The organism is Flagellimonas aurea (assembly GCF_017313785.1).
In the GTDB taxonomy this organism is placed as follows: Bacteria; Bacteroidota; Bacteroidia; order Flavobacteriales; family Flavobacteriaceae; genus Flagellimonas; species Flagellimonas aurea.
This window is the reverse complement of record NZ_JAFLNL010000003.1, coordinates 313,128-337,858: the sequence shown is the minus strand read 5'-3', so window position 1 is coordinate 337,858 and position 24,731 is coordinate 313,128. Positions and strand designations below refer to the sequence as shown.

24 protein-coding genes are annotated in these 24,731 nt (G+C 43.6%); 20 read left to right on the top strand and 4 right to left on the bottom strand.

Annotated features, from left to right (window positions below):
- Positions 1 to 28: 28 nt before the first annotated feature.
- Positions 29 to 1,255, bottom strand: a complete 1,227-nt coding sequence (locus J0656_RS07435) for a hypothetical protein (protein ID WP_207032624.1) — start codon at positions 1,253 to 1,255, stop codon at positions 29 to 31.
- A gap of 75 nt (positions 1,256 to 1,330) precedes the next feature.
- Here J0656_RS07435 and J0656_RS07430 point away from each other — a divergent pair, with 75 nt between their 5' ends.
- From J0656_RS07430 to J0656_RS07335, 20 genes are all read left to right on the top strand, one after another.
- Positions 1,331 to 2,131, top strand: coding sequence for a M23 family metallopeptidase (locus tag J0656_RS07430; RefSeq protein WP_207032622.1), 801 nt, complete (start codon positions 1,331 to 1,333; stop codon positions 2,129 to 2,131).
- Positions 2,132 to 2,133: 2 nt separating this feature from the next.
- Positions 2,134 to 3,405 carry a hypothetical protein gene (locus tag J0656_RS07425; protein ID WP_207032620.1) on the top strand — a complete coding sequence of 424 codons (1,272 nt, stop codon included), beginning with the start codon at positions 2,134 to 2,136 and terminating at the stop codon, positions 3,403 to 3,405.
- Positions 3,406 to 3,408: 3 nt separating this feature from the next.
- Positions 3,409 to 3,693, top strand: a complete 285-nt coding sequence (locus J0656_RS07420; protein ID WP_207032618.1) for a hypothetical protein — start codon at positions 3,409 to 3,411, stop codon at positions 3,691 to 3,693.
- Between the two features lie 238 nt (positions 3,694 to 3,931).
- Complete coding sequence (locus tag J0656_RS07415) at positions 3,932 to 8,803, top strand: helicase-like domain-containing protein (RefSeq protein ID WP_207032616.1); 4,872 nt, start codon at positions 3,932 to 3,934, stop codon at positions 8,801 to 8,803.
- A 120-nt stretch (positions 8,804 to 8,923) separates the two neighbouring features.
- Positions 8,924 to 9,526 carry a DUF6088 family protein gene (locus tag J0656_RS07410; RefSeq protein ID WP_207032615.1) on the top strand — a complete coding sequence of 201 codons (603 nt, stop codon included), beginning with the start codon at positions 8,924 to 8,926 and terminating at the stop codon, positions 9,524 to 9,526.
- The gene (locus J0656_RS07405; protein WP_207032614.1) at positions 9,519 to 10,556 is read left to right on the top strand and encodes a nucleotidyl transferase AbiEii/AbiGii toxin family protein; all 1,038 of its coding nucleotides are present in this window, start codon (positions 9,519 to 9,521) and stop codon (positions 10,554 to 10,556) included. The genes J0656_RS07410 and J0656_RS07405 overlap by 8 nt, the downstream gene beginning before the upstream one ends.
- Before the next feature lie 381 nt (positions 10,557 to 10,937).
- The gene (locus J0656_RS07400) at positions 10,938 to 11,438 is read left to right on the top strand and encodes a PRTRC system protein E (RefSeq protein WP_207032613.1); all 501 of its coding nucleotides are present in this window, start codon (positions 10,938 to 10,940) and stop codon (positions 11,436 to 11,438) included.
- Entirely contained in the window at positions 11,425 to 11,643 is a 219-nt protein-coding gene (locus J0656_RS07395) for a PRTRC system protein C (RefSeq protein ID WP_207032612.1), read from the top strand. The genes J0656_RS07400 and J0656_RS07395 overlap by 14 nt, the downstream gene beginning before the upstream one ends.
- A 36-nt stretch (positions 11,644 to 11,679) precedes the next feature.
- Positions 11,680 to 12,735 carry a hypothetical protein gene (locus tag J0656_RS07390; protein ID WP_207032611.1) on the top strand — a complete coding sequence of 352 codons (1,056 nt, stop codon included), beginning with the start codon at positions 11,680 to 11,682 and terminating at the stop codon, positions 12,733 to 12,735.
- A 1-nt stretch (position 12,736) separates the two neighbouring features.
- Positions 12,737 to 13,444: a hypothetical protein gene (locus J0656_RS07385; protein ID WP_207032610.1), complete on the top strand. Its 708-nt coding sequence runs from the start codon at positions 12,737 to 12,739 to the stop codon at positions 13,442 to 13,444.
- Positions 13,434 to 14,213 carry a PRTRC system ThiF family protein gene (locus J0656_RS07380; RefSeq protein WP_207032609.1) on the top strand — a complete coding sequence of 260 codons (780 nt, stop codon included), beginning with the start codon at positions 13,434 to 13,436 and terminating at the stop codon, positions 14,211 to 14,213. Before J0656_RS07385 ends, J0656_RS07380 begins: the two co-directional genes overlap by 11 nt.
- Before the next feature lie 6 nt (positions 14,214 to 14,219).
- Complete coding sequence (locus J0656_RS07375) at positions 14,220 to 14,516, top strand: hypothetical protein (protein ID WP_207032608.1); 297 nt, start codon at positions 14,220 to 14,222, stop codon at positions 14,514 to 14,516.
- 100 nt (positions 14,517 to 14,616) lie between these two features.
- Positions 14,617 to 14,847, top strand: a complete 231-nt coding sequence (locus tag J0656_RS07370; protein ID WP_207032606.1) for a hypothetical protein — start codon at positions 14,617 to 14,619, stop codon at positions 14,845 to 14,847.
- A gap of 577 nt (positions 14,848 to 15,424) precedes the next feature.
- The gene (locus J0656_RS07365; RefSeq protein ID WP_207032604.1) at positions 15,425 to 17,290 is read left to right on the top strand and encodes a DUF4209 domain-containing protein; all 1,866 of its coding nucleotides are present in this window, start codon (positions 15,425 to 15,427) and stop codon (positions 17,288 to 17,290) included.
- A 71-nt stretch (positions 17,291 to 17,361) separates the two neighbouring features.
- A complete protein-coding gene (locus J0656_RS07360; RefSeq protein WP_207032603.1) occupies positions 17,362 to 18,054 on the top strand; it encodes a hypothetical protein in 693 nt (230 codons plus the stop codon).
- An 11-nt stretch (positions 18,055 to 18,065) separates the two neighbouring features.
- The gene (locus J0656_RS07355) at positions 18,066 to 18,296 is read left to right on the top strand and encodes a hypothetical protein (RefSeq protein WP_207032602.1); all 231 of its coding nucleotides are present in this window, start codon (positions 18,066 to 18,068) and stop codon (positions 18,294 to 18,296) included.
- A 159-nt stretch (positions 18,297 to 18,455) separates the two neighbouring features.
- The gene (locus tag J0656_RS07350; protein ID WP_207032601.1) at positions 18,456 to 18,734 is read left to right on the top strand and encodes a hypothetical protein; all 279 of its coding nucleotides are present in this window, start codon (positions 18,456 to 18,458) and stop codon (positions 18,732 to 18,734) included.
- A 1-nt stretch (position 18,735) separates the two neighbouring features.
- Positions 18,736 to 18,978, top strand: a complete 243-nt coding sequence (locus J0656_RS07345) for a hypothetical protein (protein ID WP_072880432.1) — start codon at positions 18,736 to 18,738, stop codon at positions 18,976 to 18,978.
- Positions 18,979 to 19,328: 350 nt separating this feature from the next.
- A complete protein-coding gene (locus J0656_RS07340) occupies positions 19,329 to 20,093 on the top strand; it encodes a hypothetical protein (protein WP_207032600.1) in 765 nt (254 codons plus the stop codon).
- The gene (locus J0656_RS07335) at positions 20,090 to 20,575 is read left to right on the top strand and encodes a hypothetical protein (protein ID WP_207032599.1); all 486 of its coding nucleotides are present in this window, start codon (positions 20,090 to 20,092) and stop codon (positions 20,573 to 20,575) included. The genes J0656_RS07340 and J0656_RS07335 overlap by 4 nt, the downstream gene beginning before the upstream one ends.
- Before the next feature lie 87 nt (positions 20,576 to 20,662).
- Here the strand turns inward: J0656_RS07335 and J0656_RS07330 are convergent, their stop codons facing one another.
- From J0656_RS07330 to J0656_RS07320, 3 genes are read right to left on the bottom strand one after another with little or no spacing between them, the layout of a single operon-like run.
- Entirely contained in the window at positions 20,663 to 21,679 is a 1,017-nt protein-coding gene (locus J0656_RS07330; protein WP_207032598.1) for a PfkB family carbohydrate kinase, read from the bottom strand.
- Positions 21,680 to 21,684: 5 nt separating this feature from the next.
- Positions 21,685 to 22,842 (bottom strand): hypothetical protein, encoded by a 1,158-nt coding sequence (locus J0656_RS07325; RefSeq protein WP_207032597.1) that lies wholly within the window; start codon positions 22,840 to 22,842, stop codon positions 21,685 to 21,687.
- A complete protein-coding gene (locus tag J0656_RS07320) occupies positions 22,839 to 24,731 on the bottom strand; it encodes an ORC-CDC6 family AAA ATPase (RefSeq protein ID WP_143070695.1) in 1,893 nt (630 codons plus the stop codon). The genes J0656_RS07325 and J0656_RS07320 overlap by 4 nt, the downstream gene beginning before the upstream one ends.

The window sequence follows — 24,731 nt, the reverse complement described above, 5'->3', positions numbered from 1 at the left end:
AAGAGGGCGGGAGCGCTCTTTTTCCATTTTATAAAGCTATCCGGTAATCCTCCATCTGCACCTCCTTCCCCTTTAATGTGATACTTTGGCCTGATTCCCATTCCAAATGCCAATTGGCCATTTTGGGTTTGAGGATATCCAATGTTTTGCCCAGATAGTTCTTATGATAGGACCAGACAAAATATTTGATGGCACCGACCTCAAGGGGCACCCTTACCGAAATACCGTCCCCTTCCTTTCCGACCACAATACTGTGGCGGTTGATGCGGAATTGGTCCAATGCCTTGTTATACTTTAAAAAACTTTTTGCCAATCCCTGGTTGAAGGCCTTTATGGAATTATAAAAGCGCAGAAAGGATTTTTCGTCCCCTACCTGGAACTTGACCCTTAGGTCCCCTTCACCAAGTTTCAACATGAAATTGGTGTCATCGATGAAGGAAATGAAACTGAGGTCCCGTAGATACCCTTCTATCTTTTTGCTACCGGTGAACGAGAGGATGATCTTCTTTACCTTGGTCAATTTGCGGATCTCGAACAAGATCTTGGTGGTCTCATAATTGATCTCCCCAAGGGCCATATAGACGGCATTGTCGAGCTGGAACTTCCTGTGAAAGGCTATGGCCTCCCTGGGATCCTTGAACACGACCAACCATTCGATCATTTTGGGGATATTGGAATACCAAAGGGAATGTTTGGCATCGGATTCCCCATAGGGCCGGACCCCCTTGTCACTGTCCAGGAAATATCCGGTGGTCTCGTTCTGGATATTGTAGAGGGGGAACAATGGCTCCCCGGTAGGAGCCTCGAAGATACGGTCCTTGAAGACATCCGTTCCGGCAACATCGGAATAAACCCCCTCCGACCTTCCCTTGAACGGCACCGCATAGGAATGGAAGTGGTTAAATTCCGTAGTAACCCTTTCAAGGCCGACATCCTTGGACGAATCCAACATCAATTCCTTGGCCGCTGTCACCTGATGGTACCTTTGATCGACCTTGTCCCAAAGGGTTTCGCTCTTTTTCCCCTCTGTCCTGGAGACTTCTTCCAAGACAAGGTCCGAAGCGGACAGTTTGTTCTGGGGGCTCTCCACGTGGTAATATAGGAATCCCTTTTCGGTATGGATGACCACGCTGTAACGGCCGTTCCTTTTGAACAGGACATGGGAGGGTTCCCTTTTTACAGGTTCATATCCGAAATGCCCGAACAGGGCGGGGAGGTCTATCAAATGGTCTTTGTCCAACCAACGGTCCAACATATGATTAAATATTGTTTATTTGTAAATAATTAATAAGTTTGTAACTGACACCACAAATATATAAAACTTTTTCAAATGGCAATGGTTTTGAAAAAAAAAGGTCTGAAACGGATATTGGGACATCTGATGTCCCTCGGCAAGAAGGAGGTCCGGTACCTCATATTCCTTATCGTTGCCCTAACGGTGCTTCTATTGGGCAAGGCCTTTTCCATGATGGAGGAGGATATCGGGGAACAGATGGTGGCCATGGACCGTTATGATACCTCACTCAGGGCCAGCTCGGGGAATGCCCCAATGGACAGTATGGTCTCGGACAGGGAAAGGGAGCGGTTGCTCTTTGAAATAGAGGAAAGGATCGTAAAGTATCTTTTTCAGATCCCGGACTATACCTATATGTCCTCATTGGAAACCTATTTTAGATATAGCCCGGGACTGTTGGACGAAATTCCCTCATGTACGCCCTTGGAAAAAGGGGACTATAGGTTGAGCAGTGCCTTTGGGTATCGTGTACATCCCATTTCCGGAAAAAGGAAAAAACACATGGGATTGGATTTTGCGGCACCCAGGGACAAACAGGTATATGCCACTGCATCGGGCACGGTGGTTTCCATCGTCCGTTCCAAAACGGGATATGGGACCCACATCATCATCCGGCACCGTTTCGGCTTCAGGACCCTTTATGGGCATCTGACAAAGATCTTGGTGGGCAAAGGGCAATTTGTACAGCAGCACGAATTGATCGGGACGGTGGGCAGTTCAGGGGATTCCACTGGGTACCATCTGCATTATGAGGTCAGCAAGAACGGCGAAAAGATCGATCCCATACCCTCATTGGACCTGAAGCGTAAGATCATACTTGAACTCATCGAACAATAATTATGGAGCCATTACAGGAAAGCGGACGACCAGACCCATGGCAAAGGGCAAGAAAGCTCATGGCCAGATTATGGAACCTTAAGGAAAGATTGTTGAACAGGGACTTTAGGGACTTTGCCACGTTGGAATATGAAAGGGTCCGCCCGGAGGACATCCAGGACATCCAAAGGCTCAAGTACCTCAGGAACCTGGATATGGCCAAATCGGGGCATTCGGATGCTTCGTTGAACAGCCTGATTTCCTATCATCGGAAAAAAGAAGGGTTGGTGAAACTCGACCAAGGAGTGGTTGCCATGGGAACCATCAAGGTCAGGGAAAATGACGACCTCCTGGCCTCGATCCGGTTCGGGTACGATAGGCATCGGAAGGCCCCCGTTATGGCCCTGAGGGACCATGATAACATTCCCATGTGGAAACCATTGGGTTGGCCGGAACTTTTGGGAAGATTGTCCAGCCTCCATCCAAAGGCAACTGACGGACTTGAGTTCGGACATTCCTTTTTTGCAAGGGACATCCAAAGGACCGTTCCATCCGATTTCGAATCCCTCGGTAAAATGTATGACCTCATTATCGAAAAGTCCTTTAGGTCCAATAAGTACTTTGGGAAGGGGGTATTGCCATTGGATGCAGGGGTATTGGAGCATCCCTTGGAGCATCTGCACAGACCGATCCTGATCCCAGCATCGATAAAAGGCCATGAGATCCTAAGGTTGACGGAGGCCAATGCACATTATCTTGTCTTTCAACCTTTTCTCAAGACCTCTACGGATTTGCTGCACCTAACCCGTGAAGAGATCCAAGAAATGCTCCGGAACGAACGGGTCGATCGGATTGCCAAGCTCAGGTTCGGACTTGTCCTCGGCATCAAGGAGGGGCAGTTGTACATTGGCAAAACGAACGTCGAAAAGACCCAGGGGATGGACTGGACAACTTTCAGGGAGGCCATGGAATCCCCTGTCCATAGTGCCAAGGTCAAGTACTATCTGGCCAAAGAGATCGTAAAGGAAAAGGACTTTGTGATCGAAAAGGGTGCGATCCGATTGGAAAGCGGTGGACGGACCGCTTATCTAAAAAGACATTATATGGATGGCCAATGGTACTTTGCCGAAACTGGTCGAAATGATGAAGAACTACATTTCAGGCCTGTCAATGGGCCGGTCATCCAACACCTACGGACCCATTATTCGGATTCAGAAAATCTACAGATGGCACTGGATGCGATCAAAGAACAGAAACTGGACATAAGGAAAATCGAAAACACGCTAAATATATGAACCATGAAAACAAGAACAATCACCAGAACGGACCGGTATGACCATTGGCAAAGGGAGATCGTAAGGGATGGATCGGGGACCCATTATGTACTTGTGGAGGGGGTGCCCCATCATACCACGAAAACGGGGGAACCTTCTTTTCCGTTACGGGACTTTGTGTTCCAAGACCTAGGAAAACCACGCACATTTGATGGCAATGATTACCCCTATGGATTCGATCCAATGCTATATGGTCTGGAAAAGGAGCAGATCAAGAAACCCAAAGAACAGAACATGCTAAAACTATAGGTCATGAGATCCATCCTTGGCATTAACGGCCCGGACAGCAGAACAGTTGTTTCGGCCAGGATCCAATTGGACAGGGCCAAAGAACCTGAACGTGGTAACAATCTCCATTGACCTTGATGCGTCGGCATTAACATTTAAAAGAACATAACACTATGGCATTATAACCTTAAAGCAGGGGAACAATCCCTGCAGGGCCGGCCTTAATGGACGGTCCGGAAAATTCCTTAACTCACGATCTATGAAATACTCAAAAAAGAAATATCTGGACTTTATGGTCCGGACCATCGACGCATTGCGAAATTCGGACACCCTCGGGCATACCTTCATCAACAATCCAGGGTTCGGCAATATCTTCGACATCCTCAAAAATGAAAAATACCGGGAACGGTTTTTAGGTGCATTGAACCAGTATGTGGGCGATACGTATACAGATACCCTTGTGGACAGCCTGAAAAAGGGTTCCCTGAACTCGTTTTATACCCCAGTGCCCGTAATCCGGGCCATGATGGATTTTTTGGCCGGGATACCCGACTTTACCCCTAGGACCATTTTGGAGCCAAGTGCAGGGAACGGGCTTATCATCAGGGAACTGTTGCGCCGATATCCCAAGGCCAACGTCACGGCCTTTGAAAAGGAGATCCTGACCGCAAGGATCTTGGAACATAATTTCAAGCACAGTGACAATGTCCGGGTTTTCGGCATCCCATTTGAGGGTATCGGCCAGAGCGATGCTGCCAAAAGTTATGATCTGGTCATCAGCAACATTCCCTTTGGGGCCAATAAGGTCTTCGACCCCGATCTGGCGGGCCACCCGTTAAGGGACGGGCTTACCAGCAATGTCCATAGCTACTTTGTCCATAAAAGTCTGGAATTGGCCAAACCGGGGGGAATGGTGGTATTGATATGTACCAAGAATTTCCTCGATAAGGCAAAATATGGGCAGATCCGTGAAAATATCATTAAGGACAATGATTTTTTGGGCGGGGTCAGGTTACCGGACAATGCCTTTGAGCAGGAAAACACCTCGGTGATCGGCGATATCCTGGTCTTCCAAAAAAGCCGTGCCAAGAACCCATCCTTGGAACAGAAAGAAAGGAACCGACTTTTCATGGGAACGGCAAAGGTCAATCTTGAAGACAACGAAATCCAAATGAATGCCTATTTTGATGCCCATCCCGAAAATATCATGGGTACGATGGAACCGGGAGGACTTTATGACCATTCCGATTATACCGTAAAGAACCCCAACAATATTGCCACGATCGAACCCGCCATAAGGGAGGCCTTGATAACCTTTAGACCATCGAGCATAAAATCCAGAATCATAACGGAGAAAAAAACGGATAAGGCCGCTGTGCCTAGAAACCCTCAGCAGTCATATGAAGGCCCATTAAGACCGGGCAACCTGATCGTGGCGGAACAAAAAATTGCAAAGATCACCGATTCAGGACAGTATTACTACCTGAAGACCAACCCGGCCGAATTCGATAAACTGACCAAGATCATCTCCCTACGGGACACCTATTTGAAACTCTTGGAACCCAAGGTCGTAGATGGGCAGAAAATCTGGGAGGACCTGAACTATCAATACGACGTGTTCCTTTTTCAATATGGGAACCTGAACGACAAGGCCAATTACCATTTAGTGACCCTAGATGTCCAGGGACCTTTGGTATTGGCATTGGAAAGCCCTGAACAAGGGACTTTTGCCAAGGGCCAATTTCTTTTGACCCCTTGGGCCCCACAAGTGGAAGAAAGCCCCGAACTGTTGACCCTACAGGATGCCATTTATTTTTCCCTGAACCGGTACAATAGGATCGATATCGCTGCCATTGCCGGGCGTACTGATATGTCCAAGGAAACGGTGATCGGGGAATCCCTTTCCAAGGGCCTGTTGTTCATCGACCCGACCGAAGATGGGTGTAGGCTTGTCCCAAAATATCTGTTTGTGTCCGGTGTCATCCATAAAAAGATACAATGGTACCGGAACAACGACTTTGGGGAGTTCCGTTCCTTTGTGGACAGGGACATCCTCTCCCGGTCCATTTTGGAACTGGAAAAGGTCAACCCGCCGATCACCCCGTTCGAGGATCTCGATGTCAAGATCCATGAGCCCTGGTTTCCCATTGAGGTAACCCAATCCTTTATTTTTGACACCTATGGGACATTGGCACACATAAGTTACAATGAGACCACGTCAAAATACATGGTCAAGATCGAAAAATACGACTATGCGAGCGTCAAAAAGTTTTACGTCAGTTCCGAACACCGATACTACGGTTTCAAGGACATTCTGGAAGGAGCCCTGAATTCCACCATACCCTATATATCGAAGGGGTCCGGGGATTTTAAAAGGACCGACAAGACCAAGATGCAGGAGGTGAACATAAAGTTCGAGATCATGTACAGGGAATTCAACGAATATGTAATCGGGAACAGCGAACTCAAAAAGTCGTTGGAGTTCCAATTTTACTCCATCTATGATGCCAAGATCATGCCCAAGTACGATGGGAGCTATCTGGAGTTCCAGGGATTGAGGCATTTTGAACCTTACCTTAGCCAAAAGGACACCGTGGCCGGGATCATCATCAACCAAGGACTGTTGGTCAATAAGGAGGTCGGTTTCGGAAAGACCCTGGATATGGCACTTTCCACCGAAAAGCTCCGTGAACTCGGCCTGTCCAAAAGGACGGTGATCATCGGCCTGAGATCGACCGTGGTACAGTTGGAAAAGGAGTTCCGCAATGCCTTTCCCCAAATGAAACTGTTGGTGGCCAACGACAGGGAGGTCGGTGGAATCCAAAAGCGGAACGCCTTTTTTGCGAAGGTCGTCTCCCAACGTCCCGATGTGGTATTGATGAGCCACGATACCTTCAAGTTCATACCGCAGTCCCCCGAGATCATCAAGGAAATCATCCAAGAGGAACTGGACAATCTGGAAAAGGACCTGGGAGTGATCTATGAGAACAAGTACGATATCAACAAAAGGGTGCTGAAGGGGCTGGAGATCAGAAAGGAAAACCTGGAGGCACAGCTCCAGAACGTTTACCACCAGATCGAAAAAGGGAAGGACAGGATATTGACCTTCGACCAATTGGGATTTGAGCATATCATGGTCGACGAATCCCATAAGTTCAAGAACCTGATGTACACCACCAGGCATTCCAGGGTGGCAGGCCTGAACACCAGTACCGGATCTGAAAGGAGCAAAAACCTGTACACGGCGATCAGGACCCTCCAAAGGTCCAGGGGCAAGGACTTTCAAGCCACTTTTCTATCGGGCACGCCTATTTCCAATTCCATAACCGAGGTGTACGTTCTGTTCAAGTACCTCATTCCGGAAAGGCTCAAGGAAATGAACATAGCTTCCTTTGACCAGTGGGCCCAGGTTTTCGCCAATAAATCCTATGAGTTCGAGCCCACGGTCTCCGGAGATTACAAGGTCCGTGAGCGGTTCCGCTCCTTCAAGAAAATGAAATTGCTGTCCACCCTGTACAATGAAATATCCATCATCGTCAATGCACGGACCCACCATATCGATCGGCCCAAAGCGGTGATGGATGTACATACCATCAAACCCACCGAGGGCCAGTTGGCCTATTTTGAACAAATAAAGACCTTTCTTGGGACCGGTAACAGTGATTATCTGTATGGCAACAAGACCTATACCGAGGATCAAAAGGGGGCAATGTCCTTGATTGCGCTGCACCATATGCGCCATGCCTCCATCGATCCCAGATTGCTCAACCCCGATCTGGAGGATCCCGGGGAGGCAAAACTGCGGATCATCGCCCGTGAGGTCTATCGGACCTATACCGAGAGCAACAATTTTAAGGGGACCCAAGCGATTTTTTCCGATCTGGGCACCCCAAAGGACACCTTTAACGTTTATTCGGAGATCAAGCGGATCCTGACCGAGGAATACGATGTCCCGTCCGAAGAGGTGGTGTTCATCCACGATTTCAAGACCGATGGCAAAAGGCTCCAATGCTTTGATGACCTGAACTCCGGCAAGTACCGTATCATTATAGGCTCCACGGAAAAATTGGGAACCGGGACCAATATCCAACGTAGGATGGTCAGGATCCACCATGTCGATATTCCCCACCGACCCACGGACGTGGACCAGCGTAACGGAAGGGGGGCAAGGAAAGGGAATGAAATGGCCAAAAAATATTGGGAAAATAAGGTCATTATCTCCTTTTATATCGTCGAGAACTCCACCGATGCCCTGATGCTCAACAATGTCAATACCAAAAAGAACTTTATCGAACAGATTACCAACGGAACCATCCAGTTCAACAGACTGGATATGGGCCCAGTGGACGACAACGGTTCCATCGATTACAAGACCCTGTTGGCCGTGGCCAAGAACGACCCGCTCTTCCTGGAAAAGGAACAACTGGGCAAGAGGTTGGAAGAGCTGCAACTGGAACGGTCCATTTTCAAACGGAACAGGCTTGAAGCGGAGAACAACATCCGGTTCCATTCCAGGGAGAGGGAAAAGGTGTCCAAGAACATTGAAAAGCTCGAAAGGGACCTACCGTTATGGCAATTGATGGAAAGCAAGGAAACCTATTACGGTATTATCAGAAATGCGATGGGGCTTCCGTCCAACACCCAGGATACGGATATTGGACAGGCCATTATCGATTTTTTTGAAAAGCGCAAGGGCATGGTTTCGGAACATCAGGTCCTAAAGATGGATGGGGCAAGCCTCTGCATCAGGATAGAGGATATGGAGACCCATTCCCTATTTGTCCGCACGGACAATGCGACCTATGGACATGGGGCCAGACGGATCGTTGTGAACCCCAAGAGCGTGGCCGATTACATGTACAATGCCCTTTCCAAGATTCCCCGGTCGATCAAGGACCAAAAGGAACTGGCCCTTGACCATGGACACCACATTACCGCCAACCAAAAAATATTGGACCTTGATTTTGATAAATTGGACGACCTCAAGGAGATGGAAACGAGAATGGAACAGATCAACGATGAACTGGACAAAAAGTTCGATGTGGATATTACTGATAAGGAAAAAGAACCGGAAAAATCGGTGATGTCCCATTCGGAGTCCTTGGATGTAGGGACGGGCCGATCATTATGAACTGTTGCCAAGGCCATGGTTCCAATTTTATACCCTCGGGTACAATACCAAATGGTAAAAAAGCTTTCATGGAAAAATTATTGTAACAAATATTTGCTAAATTTGTTACAAAATAAACCAGTGGAGAGTATCGAATCCAAAATAAAAAAAAGTATTTCCAGGAAGAAACGGGGAGAGCTATTGTTCCCTGATGACTTTCGGGGACTGGGTTCATCCGAAGCGGTTCGTTTGGCCCTCCATAGATTGGAAAAGGAAGGTTATGTACAAAGGGTGGCCCAGGGAATCTATGTGCGTCCCAAAATAAGCAAATATGCAGGGGAGGTATTGCCAACGGCAGAGGAAATCGCAATGGCCATAGCCAAAAGGGACAAGATAAGGTTGGTGCCCACCGGGGCATATGCCCTAAGTGCGCTGGGGCTCAGTACACAAGTGCCCATGAAACTTGTCTTCCTTACCGATGGAGCCCCCAGGGAAATAAAACTGGGCAAACGAAGCATAAAACTGAAAAAGACCACCCCCAAGAATCTATCGGCCAAGGGCGGGATAAGCAGATTGGTGATACAGGCCCTCCGTGAAATTGGAAAGGACAGATTAACGGAAGAGGAGAAAGCAAAAATCATGGCCCTTTTGAAAAAAGAAGACCAAAAGGACCTGCTCCATGATATAGAACTGGCACCGGTATGGATACAGAAAATTATGGAAAAGAGCTTGGACAATGGATAAAACCACATTTTACAACATCCCCAAAGAGGATAAACTGGCCATCTGTCAAAATGTAGGGAACAGAACGGGAGTGCCCGATTTTGCAGTTGAAAAGGACTGGTGGGTCGTCCATACATTGAGGACGATCTTTGAAATGGGAATAGGTGAACATTTGGTGTTCAAGGGCGGGACATCCTTGAGCAAGGCATGGAAACTGATAGAACGGTTCAGCGAGGATATTGACCTCGCCGTTGACCGTAGTTTTTTTGGGTATTCCGGGGAACTATCAAAAAAACAGCTCACGAAACTCAGGAAAGAAACAAGTTCCTACATTTCAGGGGAATTCTACCCTGAACTGCAAAGACGGTTCACGGAGAACGGATTCAATGATGTCGGTTTCAATATCGTTCCCGCCGAATCAAGCGACCAAGATCCACGTATCATAGAAATCTACTATCCCCATATCACCAAATCCCCCGGATACATACAGCCAAGGGTCCAGGTCGAGATCGGTTGCCGTTCCCTAAGGGAACCTTTTAGCCCCAAACCGATAAGTTCCTTTGTGGATGAACAATATCCCGATGACGAATTCATAGAGCCTCCGGTGATGGTCCCATCCGTAACGCCCGAAAGGACTTTTTTGGAAAAACTGTTCCTTTTGCACGAGGAATTCCAACGTCCCAAGGAAAAGATAAGGGTGGATAGGCTTAGCCGCCACCTTTATGATATCTATCAATTGGCGAAAACGGAATTTGCGACCAATGCCATCCATGACAAAGGATTATATGAAACCATTGTCAGCCACAGATATGTGTTCACAAGACTTGGCGGAGTGGATTATAACCTGCACCAACCCCAGACTATACGGCCCATCCCACCTTCGGATCTTGAAGAAGCTTGGCAGGCCGATTATAGGACAATGCAGGAACAGATGATTTATGGGGATTCCCCGACGTACAAAGATCTGATACAAGGAATCCAAGTTTTTTTGGAAAAGTTGAATGCCTTGGATTGGAAAATGAAAATGGAATTTCCCCCTCCCAAAAAATAAGAACAGAATGGGCAGGATTACCATAATGAAGTATATTTTACGCTGTCATCCCTGTTCCTGCGGAAGTTGAAGACCCTTCCCTTCGGTCAGGGCGTTCAACCCCCTCGGAACCGCGCATAAGCAAGCGGGCGAAAAAACGCCCACTTGCATTTATCTTCCCGCCGCTCGGATCATTCTTTTCCCTACCCATAAAATGGGACTACGACCCCTATCGACCCATGGATGCTGTCATGGGACATGGCACCCTGACGGGTGCTTTTTTTGTGGAAAGGGAGGAAGAAGAAAATGGTGGATATTTCCTCGGATTACCCTGCCCTGCCCACCCCCTGATCGTATATTTACAATAGTTAATCAATTGTAAAACAGTTAAATACATCGTTTATGAACCAATTTTTTTCATCCCTTGAAAAAACGGGGATACGACAGTTGGGGCTGAGCATCACCTTTTCCGATGGAGAGGTATCGGTGTCCGTTCTGCCCAAGAGCCATGCCGATGACAAGGGACTGAAATCCCTAAGACCATTGAGCCTACGGGCAAGTGTCGAGGAAATGGACAACAAGTTCTTCGAGGCCGTCCAAAGACCATTGGAGCGCACAAAGACCATGTTCGACAGCGTGGAGGCCTATGAAGCATCACTAAAGGTTTCAGAGGGCAGGACGGCAAAGGCCAAGAAACAGAAAGAATCCGTGGGCAAGAAGGCCACCGCCTTGCAGAGCCTGATCAAGGATAAGGACTTCAACCCGATGAAAGACCATGAGAGGGCGATCAAAGCCGCCAAGGAGATCTTGGCACTAGACCCCGATAACAAAGAGGCCAAAAAGGTCTTGGAGCAGATGTCCCAATATGAATCACCAAACCTTTTCCAAGATGCAGATCGCTAACATAACACGAAAGTACCTTTTCCTGAACGGTAACAGGGAAAAGATCGAACTGGAGGACATTGACCCCGAAATGGGGCATGAACGGATCATGGAGCATTATTCCGCACTATATCCCGAACTGACCAATGCCAATGTCGTGGACAAGGGCATCAATGATGGGTTACATGAGATACACTTCCAATCATTGGCAGGAACCAAAGGTTGATGATATGAACGTGGATGAATTTTTAAACAAGGGAAAATGTACAACACCATCAAAGACCATCACCTCACGGGAACTCACGGAGTTCCACAACGACCTTTTCAGGGCGTTCCAACAGGAAAGCCACACCATAGGGACAAGGCGGATGAAGGCATTGTTAAGAAGGACAGACTGTTTCCTAACGTGAACGTATGGCCCATTGCCCTGAACGATTTATCGGAAAAGTATTCAGGTGACGGACTTCGCCAATTGGCAAGGTTGATGGTGGAGGTTACCCGAAAGTTCACGGGGAGCATCGATTCTTGGAGGTTCGATAACGGGGACAGCTTGCAAGGCCTTATCCTTAGATGTGCGAACAGGCTCAGGGACAGGGCAAGGGTCGATCTGATCGATGTGTACCACAATTGTGACGGGGAATTGGAACTAGACCTGAAACGGTACATTGGGAACAAGGGCAATATCTACTGTATCAACCTAATGCCGTTGTACGGGATGAAGCGCAAGAACAGAAACTTGTTCGAGATACTCCTATCCTTCATCAAGGGACTTCCCTTTGATTCGATCTTCGATACGTGTGAGGACAGGATCGACTGGATATGGACTTTTTTGATCGAGGAAATGGCATATTGTAGGGAAGCCCACAATGAGGATTATGGAGAGCGTTTGAAAGGTTCAGTTGATTTTCTGAGTCGCTACGAAAGGAAATACAACGACTTTCAAATTATGGACTGGAAATCCCGATTGGAAAGCTACCGACCCCAAAAGGATGTATATAGGAAGCTAAAAGAACTCCTTTTGACTTCGGAAAAGTTGGATTTTCAGGTGGTACAACGGATATCCGTCCGTGATGGATATGAGAGCATGGTCGATTTTTACCATACGTTCTTGATAACCGATGATGGCGAGAGCGAGTTTACCCGATCGTACATCAACATGCTCAATGATTGCTCCAATGAGTACGATCTGCTCTCCACGTATTCCCATGCAACCGTGAGCAACAATGGGATGGAGACCTTTGAGGAAGGATTGGAGGAAAAACTAAAGGAAGTGGAAAACTTTATTTGTGAACTGAACGAACTGATGGAACGGATTTGATATGGAAAAGATCATGGAATTGGACATGGACGATCATTTGGCGCCAAAATTTGCATTGATAGGCTATGCCAGTACACCGAGTTATTATAATACGGAGCACTATTTTGCCTACCATAGGATAGTCGGGGAATGTCTTACAGCGGGGATGCCCCTGACCAAGGACACTGCAAGGAACCTGTTCAGGTGCTTGGAAGGGGAATTGATAAAATTCTCCTTTAAGGGACTGTTGCCCAAGAACCTTATCCACTTCGGTTTTAAGGGCGATTTGCATTTGGTGTGGATCATCCACCCTAAACGGCACACCCTGTATTTCGATGAAAGGATGGGCATCCCGATAGGGCAGTACCCCCTCCCCAAACTGGTATTTTCGTTGAAGGGGAACACTCTGAATGTATTCGCCCTAAAACGGAGCGATGTCCTTGACGGGGATGCTTTACTGTACCATGCCCCCTTGCCCAATGTCAATGCACGGGGCAGGGTCTGCATGGGCAATGTTTCCATGGACTATGACGGATTCGAGCATTATGAGGACATCATGGGGTTTATGGAAAAACAGTTCTTTTCCTCGGTGTTCACGGAAACCCACCATAACGACCTGATCAAGGGAAACCTTGTGGAAATGATGAAACGTCTCCATGGAAAGCAGCGTTTCGACGATAACCTACTTATTACGAACAACATGACCATAAAACAATTCTATGAAAGATAGGATACATATCGCCCCCAATTATTTCTTCAATCCCACACACCCGATCACAATATCGTTGATAGGGGTAGGTGGAAATGGCTCCCTTATGCTCGCAAGGTTGGCGAGGTTGGATCATGCCCTTCGCCAAACGGGACATCCCGGACTGCACGTCAGGGCATTTGACGGGGATGTTGTCGAACCCATGAACATCGGTAGGCAATTGTTCACCCCCCATGACCTTGGACAAAACAAGGTGGTCAATGCCTTGACCAAGATCAACCGTGCCTTTGGGCTGCAATGGGAAGGAATACCGATGAATGCCATGGCCTTTGGCGATGACATCAGATCGAACATCATCGTGACCTGTGTGGACAATGCCAAATATAGGAAGGCACTTTCTTTGGCCTTGCAGCATCCACATAGGGGTTCTGAACATAGGACAATGTTCTACTGGCTCGACATCGGCAACAGTAGGGACACGGGGCAGTTCGTTCTCGGAAGCCTGTTCGAGGAAGATAGAAAATTGGACGATGGTTCTTTGGAGTGCATAAGCAGACTGAAGAAGATAACCGACCTTTTCCCGAATTTGGAAGACCATGATACTGAATCCCAACAGGGAAGGGGATGTGCCTATGCCGATCGGTTGATGGAACAGTCCCTTTATATCAACGATGTCTTGGTGGCTCACGCATCGGACTGCCTGTTCAGGTTGTTGTCGCATAGACAATTATCCGTCCACGGGGGATTTGTGAACCTCAAAAGCGGAATGGTCAACCCCATAAAAGTCTAGGGAACTATGGAGGACAATAAAAAAGTGTTCATAAAGGCATCCAATTATTGGGCGATCCATGATGTCGCCCTGTTGGGAAACTGGAGCAGGGTACAGGGAACAAAACTACAGGCACTTTACCATCTTGTACAGCGCAGGGGCAAGGTCTTGGAGGGCCCTCATGACATTAAATATAAAGGGATAAAGGTACTGGAATATGGGGATGGGTGTTACATCGGCTTTATCCGTATCGCTTACAAAGCAGGAACTTTTTTTCCTTGCAAACTCCATGTGGTAAGCCTACAGGAACTGGTGAAAAAATGAACGAAAAAAGAATAGGTATCGAAGTTGTCCTATCGGTCATTTATAGGGTTTTGCGAGTCGTTTTTTCACATAACAGAAATCGAACTTAAAATCAAAGATTATGACATTTTCGGAACTATACAATGAACTTCCCTTGGTGGGTTTTCTATGGGTGGTTCTTTATACTTATTTGGGAATCCTGCGAATCAAGAGATTGTTGAGGTTGCCATTCTTATTGGTAATCATCCTTATCGGGCTTATCCCAGGTATCTGGTTTGTTCTTCCCATATTTGCCATTTTTGAACTAACCATGCAGATCATGAGAATACTTATTAGGTCGGGTTGGGTTTGATCCAAGAATTGGACAAAGTTTCTCGTATGTTCCTTAAAATCCCAAGCCCAGTATGTACTTGACCTCAGAGGGTAAATTCACTCAATTGATAATTTGTCACATTTTTATGAATGTCCTTTAGAATACTTAAAATCATCTATGATTCATTTGATGATCAATAAATATGGTTGTCTTGTATGGTAAGAAATTAACACGAAACTTGAAAGCTACCCTAAACCGAAAATCACAAAACTTAGGCATAGCCGACCAGATTGGCAGTATATGCCCAACAAAGTTTAGAATATAAATAAGTTGGGAACAATGCCTGCGGCACGTGTTTGCGGCACCCCGTGCCACCTGCAAACACTAAATGTTCCCAACGCCACGCGGTACGACCGCACATTCGCCAAAACACCGGAACAAGACCGATCACTTATTTTCACTAAATTGCCTTTGCCACTGTTACCCAACTTCGGATACAGCGAATATGCGTCCAATGGCTACCATAGCTTTTGCGAGCTTGCTCGCAACGCAACTCGCCATATCCGCGTGGTGTTAGCTGCAAGTAAATACGCCGAAAACTGAAGTAAAAAACATCTTGAAAAGCAAAGACATCGACATAAACCAATTTGAAAAAATTGAAGACTTATATGCTTTTGTAGACCAAAATGCTTTTGAATTAGAAAGAAATTGGTACATAACTGACCTTTGGGTAGCGTATCGAAATAAATCATCTGATGAAGGAGAAAAACAAAAAGCCCAATGGGAAATTGACTTTTCCCTGTTTGATGTCAAAGGAGATAAGTTATTCTCACAAGTATATTCAAGTACTGAGACCAGTGAACGGGTCAAGAGCTACCCCAACTTGAATGAACTACAATCTGAAGTCATCCACTACTTAACAATAAGATCTGAGGAATCTTCAAATCCCATACTGAAAGCAAAGTACAATCACTTATTGTGGAAATGCCCCAATTCAATTAAACACAATAAGTATGCAGAAAGAGCCATTGAAAACTATATTGAATCAATAGAATCATATTTAGATCAATTTGAAGAAGGTCATCGAAAAGAAACACCCTACCAAGTAGGTCGATTATATGAAACATTACTTGCGGTAGCGAATAGCACTAAAACCGAGCTATCTCCGATTAAAATTCTTACTAAAAAGCTACTTTTTAAATCCGATTTTGAATTCTACACTAAACATGGAATTTTAAATGATATGCTTGACTATCCGAAGCTTTTCAAGTCCGATGACTTCAAGCAAACGCTATCCATTTTTGAAAATGAACTAAAAAATGACAGAAAGAAAACTGATGATTTTTCGTTGGTAAACTACCATATCCCAACGGCTCTAAAAATTGCAATTAAAACAAAATCTGATGTAAGGAAATGGCACAATGAATGTGGACTAGCATACTTGAGGATTGCTGAAGGAGAAACTGAAGAAGATAGATTTTGGCTAAAACTAGATAATTATGCGAGCGCCATTAAAGCCTTCACCTCAGCAGGAAATCTTGAAAAGGTAAAAGACGCGGAAACCCTATACTCTGAGTTAAAACCTAAAGTTAAGTTACCTACTACAAGAATTGACTTTGATGAAGAAACTCAAAAACAACTGCAAGAATTTCAAGACTATATCAAAAAATTAGCTGAAGACATAACTAAACAAGATCCAGAAGACATATACAGAACTATTTCAAATGGTTTCTTTTTTCCAAAATACAGCGATGTAATCAAGGCATCTGAGAATAATAAGAATGCCTTTCTGAATTTTGTGACAACTATCCAATTTGACAAAAACAAAAACATATCAAGTAAGGGAACGGATGCAGAGAAAGACAAGAAACTTTTTGACACTTATAGCTATCAAATGAAAATGAGTGTTCTCCCTTATTTACACTACATTTTGGTTCCAGGTATTAAATCAGGGAAATTAACTTTTGAGAATTTCATCGAGTTCATAGCAACTCAATCATGGATCGGGAAACCGCATCTAAAATATGATTTGGGAGGCGAAGGAAAGGCAGTCAATTGGATTGGATTATTAAGTCCATCAATAATTGAATTTTTCATTCAAATCCAAGGATGGGTAAGTACTAAGTACTATAGACCAAGTTTTGTTCTTGCTGTTGACAGTCTGACTATTAAGTTTGAAGGACTTCTTAGGGATTTTTGTGAAAGGATGAAAATTCCAACGAGTCATATTAGAAAGAAAGGCATGCAAGAAGTGTATATCCATAATGTGTTGGATAATGATATCATCAAAAAATTCTTCAATGACGATGACCTTTTGCTCTTCAATTATTTGTTTTCATCTGAGAGCGGATTAAATCTGCGAAACAATGTAGCTCATTGCTTTTTAGACTATGAAGAGTATAATCCAGATCAAATGTTCCTACTGATTGCCGCATTACTCAGATTAGCAAAATATGATTATAAAATAAAAACCAGCAGCTAACAACACCTATACGCAATGCCCTTAGGGACACTGCTCATAGTCAAACCGTTGGCAGAAATGTAAAACTAAAAATGAGACTAGATAACAAGGAACTTTTTGACTTCTTCAAATCATTGGAGATTGAAGTGCTCTATCACGCGAACACGACACAAACATCCATTACTTACCTAAATCAAAATGGACTATTATCACGTGGAGCCGTAGAAAGCCTTGGACTAAACCAAACAGCTCAAAGCTCTGATGATATTGATAAGGTTCTAGACGTTTGGAATGATGTATTTTTAGATACAACGGATTTACATACTTATTTCAGCAGGCAGAATTATTATGGTCCTATTTTATTTGAATTTGATGTAAGCTTAATTGAGAATACCGAATATGAGATTTGGATAACAAAAAATAATCCTATCTATTGGAAAAAAGAAACTCCAATGGAAGACAGATATTTTCAGAGCGTTGCAGAACTGCGTGATAATTGGAAATATTACTCTAGGCAAAAAATGATGGTAACAATACGAAAGAATTCTAGTCCTATATTGTTCGAATCAGTCAGACGAGTGTTAGTAGACGATCCTCGTGTCACGCTTACAAATGAGAATATTCATTTGTTTAATGAGACTGTAAAACTCATTAAAGAAAATGTGCCAGACGGTCACATCCTTAAAGGGAAATTTAAAACTAGAGAATGCGGATATTGTTGGTGTAGGGACAATTATCTTAATCAAGTAGGTGTCCCTGATTTAAAAAGACTATTTTTAAGCTAAATGATAGTAAGATGGAAGAATTAATTAAATGCGAAAACTGTCAAACAACCGTTGTAATCGTTGAAGACAATCTGTTTTATTCCGATGAAAAGTCAGAAGTCCAACTTTCATGTCCTGTCTGTAATGATAAATTAGAGACTAGATCTACCGATGGATGGTTTTTTGTCCAAACTGAAATAGAATTCAAAAAGGAAAAAGAAATTGAAAGCAAAAAAGAAAGACTCCCATATCCAATGATGTAAAACACTTCTGCTAACAATAGGTATAGAACATAGAGCAGACAGTGATTTACTCAAGTTTTAGCTTTTAATCAAGTTCGTTTCTGGCGGACAGTTTTAATTGCCATGAAATGCCCAACGTTTCATACCCGAGACCGCTATATGCAATTATCGAACTCCATTATGACAGATAAAGAAAAAACAAACAAAATAGATGCTTTGGAAGAAATCCAAACAAGGATAGGTGGAGCATTTGGAACGGCAGATTTAATTTTTGCCGGGCATCCTTTAGACGAAGGAAGAGCTAAAGAACTCCGAACATTGGCATTCGCTAATAACATTACCCTTAACGAAATTCAAAACATTAGCTTGGGCTATCTATATAGGAAAAATTGTTCCCATGTTCACACAAAAGAACAACTGAAGAAAGTAACGAAATTCTTTGGAAAGAAGCTAAAATGAGATGAACAAGTCAACAGAAAACACTAATGGAGTAACGGGCATAGTTTCAGAAGCAAGAATTTTAAATCCAGAAATTGGCAACTATGAAGAACATTTTATCAACGAGAGGTTTAGGTATATTGTAAGGCTTTCGAATGGAAGATTGGAAATGTCTCGTGAGATTGTTCAAGATTATGAAATTCAGCCAAATAGCATTTCAAAAGAAAGAATTCAGAGAGTAGCTGATTCCTTTAGCAATAGTTAATACTCCCCTAACTAATGACAATATCTCATGGATAGGGAATAGCTTGATAAAATATTGAAAGAAATGCAGGATTTTCTGAACGCAGATCAGGACTACTCTAAGCTTTAGAGTAAAGCTATAGCTGAAGGTTTGACAAATGATGAACTTGAAGTCTTTGTAAGAGCATTTGACGAAATGAAATGGCGAATAAAGAGAATCGAAGAAATGACTAACAGGTTAAAAGGCATGTAACCAATGCTATGAGCGGCCCCGATTCTCTGTTTATGACCAGTACTTAATATAGAAGGAGGTCACATTTTTGGCATTACCATGAAGCACAGGTATGTAAATCAAATCAGAAAATAAAGCATATGGATGAGGTTGTTTACGATTTATTGAATTTTGAGAGTCAGATAGAGAATAAGAGGTTTCATGATACTATAAAAGAAATTGTCCAACAGGAAACCAATATTTCAAAGGTAAAACTCTCAACAGATCAATTGAACTCGCTGATTGCTATCCTATTTTCTTATGGGCTCCATTATGATGAATTGGTAGAGGAAAAACGTTACCGTTTTTTAAATGCCCTCATAGAGGAAAAGCTCCCGTTGTTTCAGGTGTCCCAAACATTTGCAGGACACTTGTTGAACAACTTGGACCAAGGAGCCAAAGAAGAGTTTCAGCTTCTCCTCCAAATGGAACACAACATTGAAGAAATTCTTTCCAATGAAAGGTTATTGGATTTTGTGGAAATGGAACTGTTGGACCCGACCACCTCTTTCCGAAAATGGGAATATGGACGTTACGTCATGGCTTATGTGGGCCAAACGGTTTTTGGTCATATCAAGTGGGATAATGTCTTGGACAAAAAAAGTTGCCTTCAAAAATTAGGAGAGCAATTGGACATTCAGGATGGAAAGATGGATTCTCAAGAAAAACTGTTCCTGCAAATGATGGCCAAGGGAATGTTAGAGCCTCAAAAGATCAATATAGCAGAATTTCTGCTCGTTGGGTCATACGTTCAGGAAAATATGATGAGGCTTTCGGCTAGGACAACGGATATGTCCAAGATACTGGGAAGTTTCATCCAAAAAGAAGTATCAAGACAAAAAGGCAAGGAAGGGCCAAGTCTATGATCGATTCGGATGTGTTGCTCAGACATCTTCAAAAATTGGGAGATGAGGAGAACCCCTTGATAGGGAGCAATAAATACACCCAATCCCAGATCAGGATGGCCGAAAGAATTGTCCAAGACCTACGAGATGACTTGGAAAAGGCTTCAATAAAACCCAAACTCTCCCGTAGAAGGGCATTCATTGTCATATTGGAAGAAATCTACTATGATGTACCTGAATATCCAAGTGAACTTACCCTTGGGAATATTCATAAAAGAGCTTCACTACGGTTTGAGTATATGAACCGCAATATCAAAGTATTTAGGACACCGACAGAGGTACATCCCAAAGATCCATGCACTTATTATGAAGACAATGCCCATGGAAAGGCAAGGTATAGGGTTGCTTTGGAACATTTGGTAAATGGATTTGATAGGTATTTTAAAGAACCCAATGCCGAATTTACGCTCAAGACCAAATTCAATGATATAAAACTTTGTTGACAGTATTTATTTAAGGGTTTATAGGGTTGAGGAATTGAGTCCTTATTGAATCAAAATAAATAGGAGTGAAAAGGTATATGGCTAAATTTAAAGTTCCAATTCAAATAATTCTTTAAGGTCGCTATGGGTATAAGTGCTTGATATGGTCTTTTTTCCAATATTATCTCCAATATTGATATCATTGTCCAGAATTTGTTGGGCCAGAGCTAAAAATTCCTCGGAATCCAATTGGTACATGGCCCCCCTTGCTCCATCAAACAAACAGTTTACGGCACCGAAGGATTGTCCCATTTGGAGGGCATCTTCAATTTGCCCTTGGGTTTGATTTTGCAATGGGCCATTGGATGAAATTATTTTGATGATACCGGCAGAACACCAATCTCCCGCACCTGCGGTATCAACAATATCATGGATGGTCTTTGGTTCCAAATCGACCCAAGCATCTGAGTTCAACCTGAAACTAAGGCCTTGAGATCCTTTGGTCTCTATTTCCAAAAGAGCATTGGAGTTGGGATAGAGTTTGCGGTAGTTGGATAACCGTTGATTGGAAAATTTTATAATATCGGCAATTTCGACACTTTCCCTAAAGTGCTTAGGATCGCCATAACCTGAAGGTTCAAAGAACACAAAGGCTCCTCGGTCTTTTGCTATTTTGGCCAATTCAATGGAACCTCTATTGGCTCTGTCAAAATAATAAACATCGGACTTTGGGATCAAATTTTCAATGACACTCACTTTATCCGATCGGAAAGGGCGATAGCTGGGAAGTCGTTTACCAGTGGTTGGATTTCTAAATTCGAATCGGTGTATGGGTTCTCCATGGGAGTTTTTGAGAATGCGATGTATAATTACCGGAGTGCTGGCCTTTTCATCCTTAAAAATCAAGCGGGTATTGACGTTCCAGTGGGTTATGTCCTCAAGAAGTAGATCCGTGAATTTGTTATCTGCCAACCTAGATATTGGATAAGTTTGGAAATCTAGGTACGAAAGAATGGTAAGGACGTTCCCGAACGACCCGCCAGCTTGGAGTTTTGGTGGGGTTTCGGTACTACCGTTGACAATAATATCCAATGCGAGAAAACCTGTTCCTATGATACTGTTCAAAGCGTCTAATTAGAGTTTTTTGGTGATTGTTGATGGTATGGACTTCCAGTGAGCCAAGTTACAAAAAGTTCGCTTTCTTGCTTCAAGTTTTTTATTTCGGATTCATCCAGAATTTGATATCCCCCGGAATTTATATTCAAAATCCCAACAAATTCCGGATTTTCATAGGCAACCAACAAAGTCCCGATGGAAATCAATTTACTTGAAAAAGTGGACAGGGCAAATTTGCAACCGTTCAGCACTTTCAGGGATTCTCGATAATTGGCTACGGCATCGCTCAATTGAATATAGGTTTGAAAAGGGTCTCGTTCGGTCGTGTACATTATGTTCTGGGGTTCGATATCCAAAGAATCAAATAATAAATTATGGTACTCAATTAAAAGAGCATCGGAACGGCGTGGATCCTTGGAAGGAAAGGGCAACACGGGACAGATTTCATGCAATCGGGTCTTATCCTCCATGATCTTGTCCGCACCTTTTTTGATATGAGCACTTTTATCCTCTCCCAAAATGGGGAACCAAATCAAGGGTTGTTCCTTTTCAGCTTCAAGTTCGATTTGCCCTCCAAAACCATACAGATAGGTGAGGTCTTCTTCGAGATCGGTTTCCTGAATTTGAGAATCGATTTTGACATTTTCAGCTACGGTCAAAAATAGGTTTTGTTGGTTTTGCTGGTTCTGGTCAATAAGTTTTAGAATCTTACCTGTTAAGGAGAAGTAAATCCCCCGGGGCAAGGAGCTGATGTCCACGATTATATCCGTAAAACTCTCTATTTCAGAATGGCTCTTTATCAAATCGGCAGCATTCCTATCCCCAACAATGCGTCCCCTTTTACCAGACTTATTCTTCATTTTTATTTTTTTGACCTGAATAGGTCTACTTTCCATGATCTTTTCAAACTCTTCCATATTTTCTGTCACCAAAGGATTGTAATCCAAGGAGGAAGAGGTTTTTCCTTCGTCGAATTCAATCAGGATGCATTCCAAATTGATGTCTGGCCGGGCATTCAGCAATCTGGATAGTGCAAAGTTCATTCGAACATCAAAACCCTTGCCAAGTACAAATAATAGCTTACGCCCTTCTTCAGCAAAGTGTTCCTTCCAAAAAGAATCAACGGCATTATCCTTGATCAATATATTGGGGCTCCATCTTAATTGGTTCATTTTTTAATCCATTTTATTAGTTGGTCTGGAGTTTGGTGCCTCCACCCTCCATAGGATAAGGGCAACCCAAAATAAACACACAACCAACGGTTCATATAATAAACCGTATGACTTTGGCCCTTTTGTCCTTGAAGGACGGAGTGCCTTTCCAAAAGATTATAGGCCACGCAAGTGGAGACAACATTGACCAAAGGTTGGTAAATCGAATTATTGATCCACTGTTCTTCAGTATACAGTTTGTTCTCGCCATTACTTTTTATTGCAAAGCCATTGACCCCTGGGGCATAAGGAGCATTTGGTTTGAATGTCTGTGCCCGGGAATATTCTCCCAAACCTGTCAAAAACCGGCGTATATTTTGTCCAAAGGGAATCTCAATCCTCAATTTTTTCCAATTATGATTGGCAACCTTTAGGATGATATCATGTTGTTTCCTGTCGGATAAGATAATTTCATTCCCCTTGATTTTATTGGAAATCATGGCCTCGAACATTTCGGAACTGAAGGATAGGAACTGTTCAATATTGAATGACGACAACCTGACCAAATCCTCAAAACCAAAATAATAAGGAATATCATGACTATTTGAAAGAAAAAGTTTCGCGGCCTTATTGACCTCACTGCCGGTTTTTTTATCTAACTCCTCGACAGGCATTGGAAAATCAAAGCTCAATTGGTTTTTGCCCAAATTCCGGTGAATCAATATTTCAATCTCTTTCAACCTTATGGCCCTGTTTAAAAGAGTTTCATTTTCAAGCTCATCTATAGCACCAATCCAATCATCAAACCTATTGGTGGCTTTTGATATTTCTTGGATTTTGTCAGAGATTTGAAGTGCTGCCTGTGCTAAATTATCGTTCGCATTAGTTTCTGAGAGATTTTCACTTAAATACTCCTGAAAGGAAGTGACCTCCTCAGAGGACAGTGCAGCCCGTTTATCGGAAATGTTTCGAAGGACTTTCTTCAGCTTGCTAGGATTCTTATTCCAAAAATTCTCCAAGTTCAACTCTTCAAAATCCCTTCCTTCGAACGATTTGAGTTGCTCATCGGGAGAGAGAGCTTCAAGTCGCTCCGAAATCCAAACATTGGCTCCGCTCCTTTTCTCAAGAATATATTGCTTAAAGAGTGATCTTTGTGGGTCAGATAACTTATGGGCATCATCGAACATAAATAGTATTCTTGAACACAAAGACTTTCCTTGGTAATATAGGTTTTGGGGAGTAAGTACCAACAGTGAAATCAGCTCGTCATGGCCCTCAACCACAACATCGACCTCCGGAATGAAACTGTCGATGGTTTTGTAGATGTTCCTTTCGATATTTGATGCCCATGCAAACAATTGTTTTCCATTGCAAGGAACCTCTAGGGATTTAAAGAAATTATCACTATTATCATATCTTAACTCGATATCTTCAAGGCCTTCGGGGAATTTACGGTTTTTCAATCTACATGCAGCTCGCAAAGTTGAAAGAATGACTCTGGAATTAAGCAGGGAGAAAAAAAGGCGTTTTTTCTGTGCTTCGGAAATATTAAGTTCCTCAAGAACTTGATAATTTCTGGTGCAGGGTAGGGAAACTCCCAAAAGTTTTACTTCGGATTTGTTGATTACGTCAATCCCTTTTAGGGTATTGAAAAGATCTCGATAATCGGAAGCGGACTTGCTGTTCCATAAAGTAGTGAGGGAACCTGGTTCAAATGCACGCAACAAAGATGTTTTACCTCCTCCGGGAGAACTGTGGATCAAAAGTACATTTCCCCAGAGGACACCTAATTTATGCTTTTGTACCAAAGCTTCCAATGCCAGCGGACTGAAAAGGCGAAGGAAACCTATTTCCTTGTCAATTTTCTCGGAATTTCTTAGTTTGAATGGATTACGGTAGGCATCGCTCAT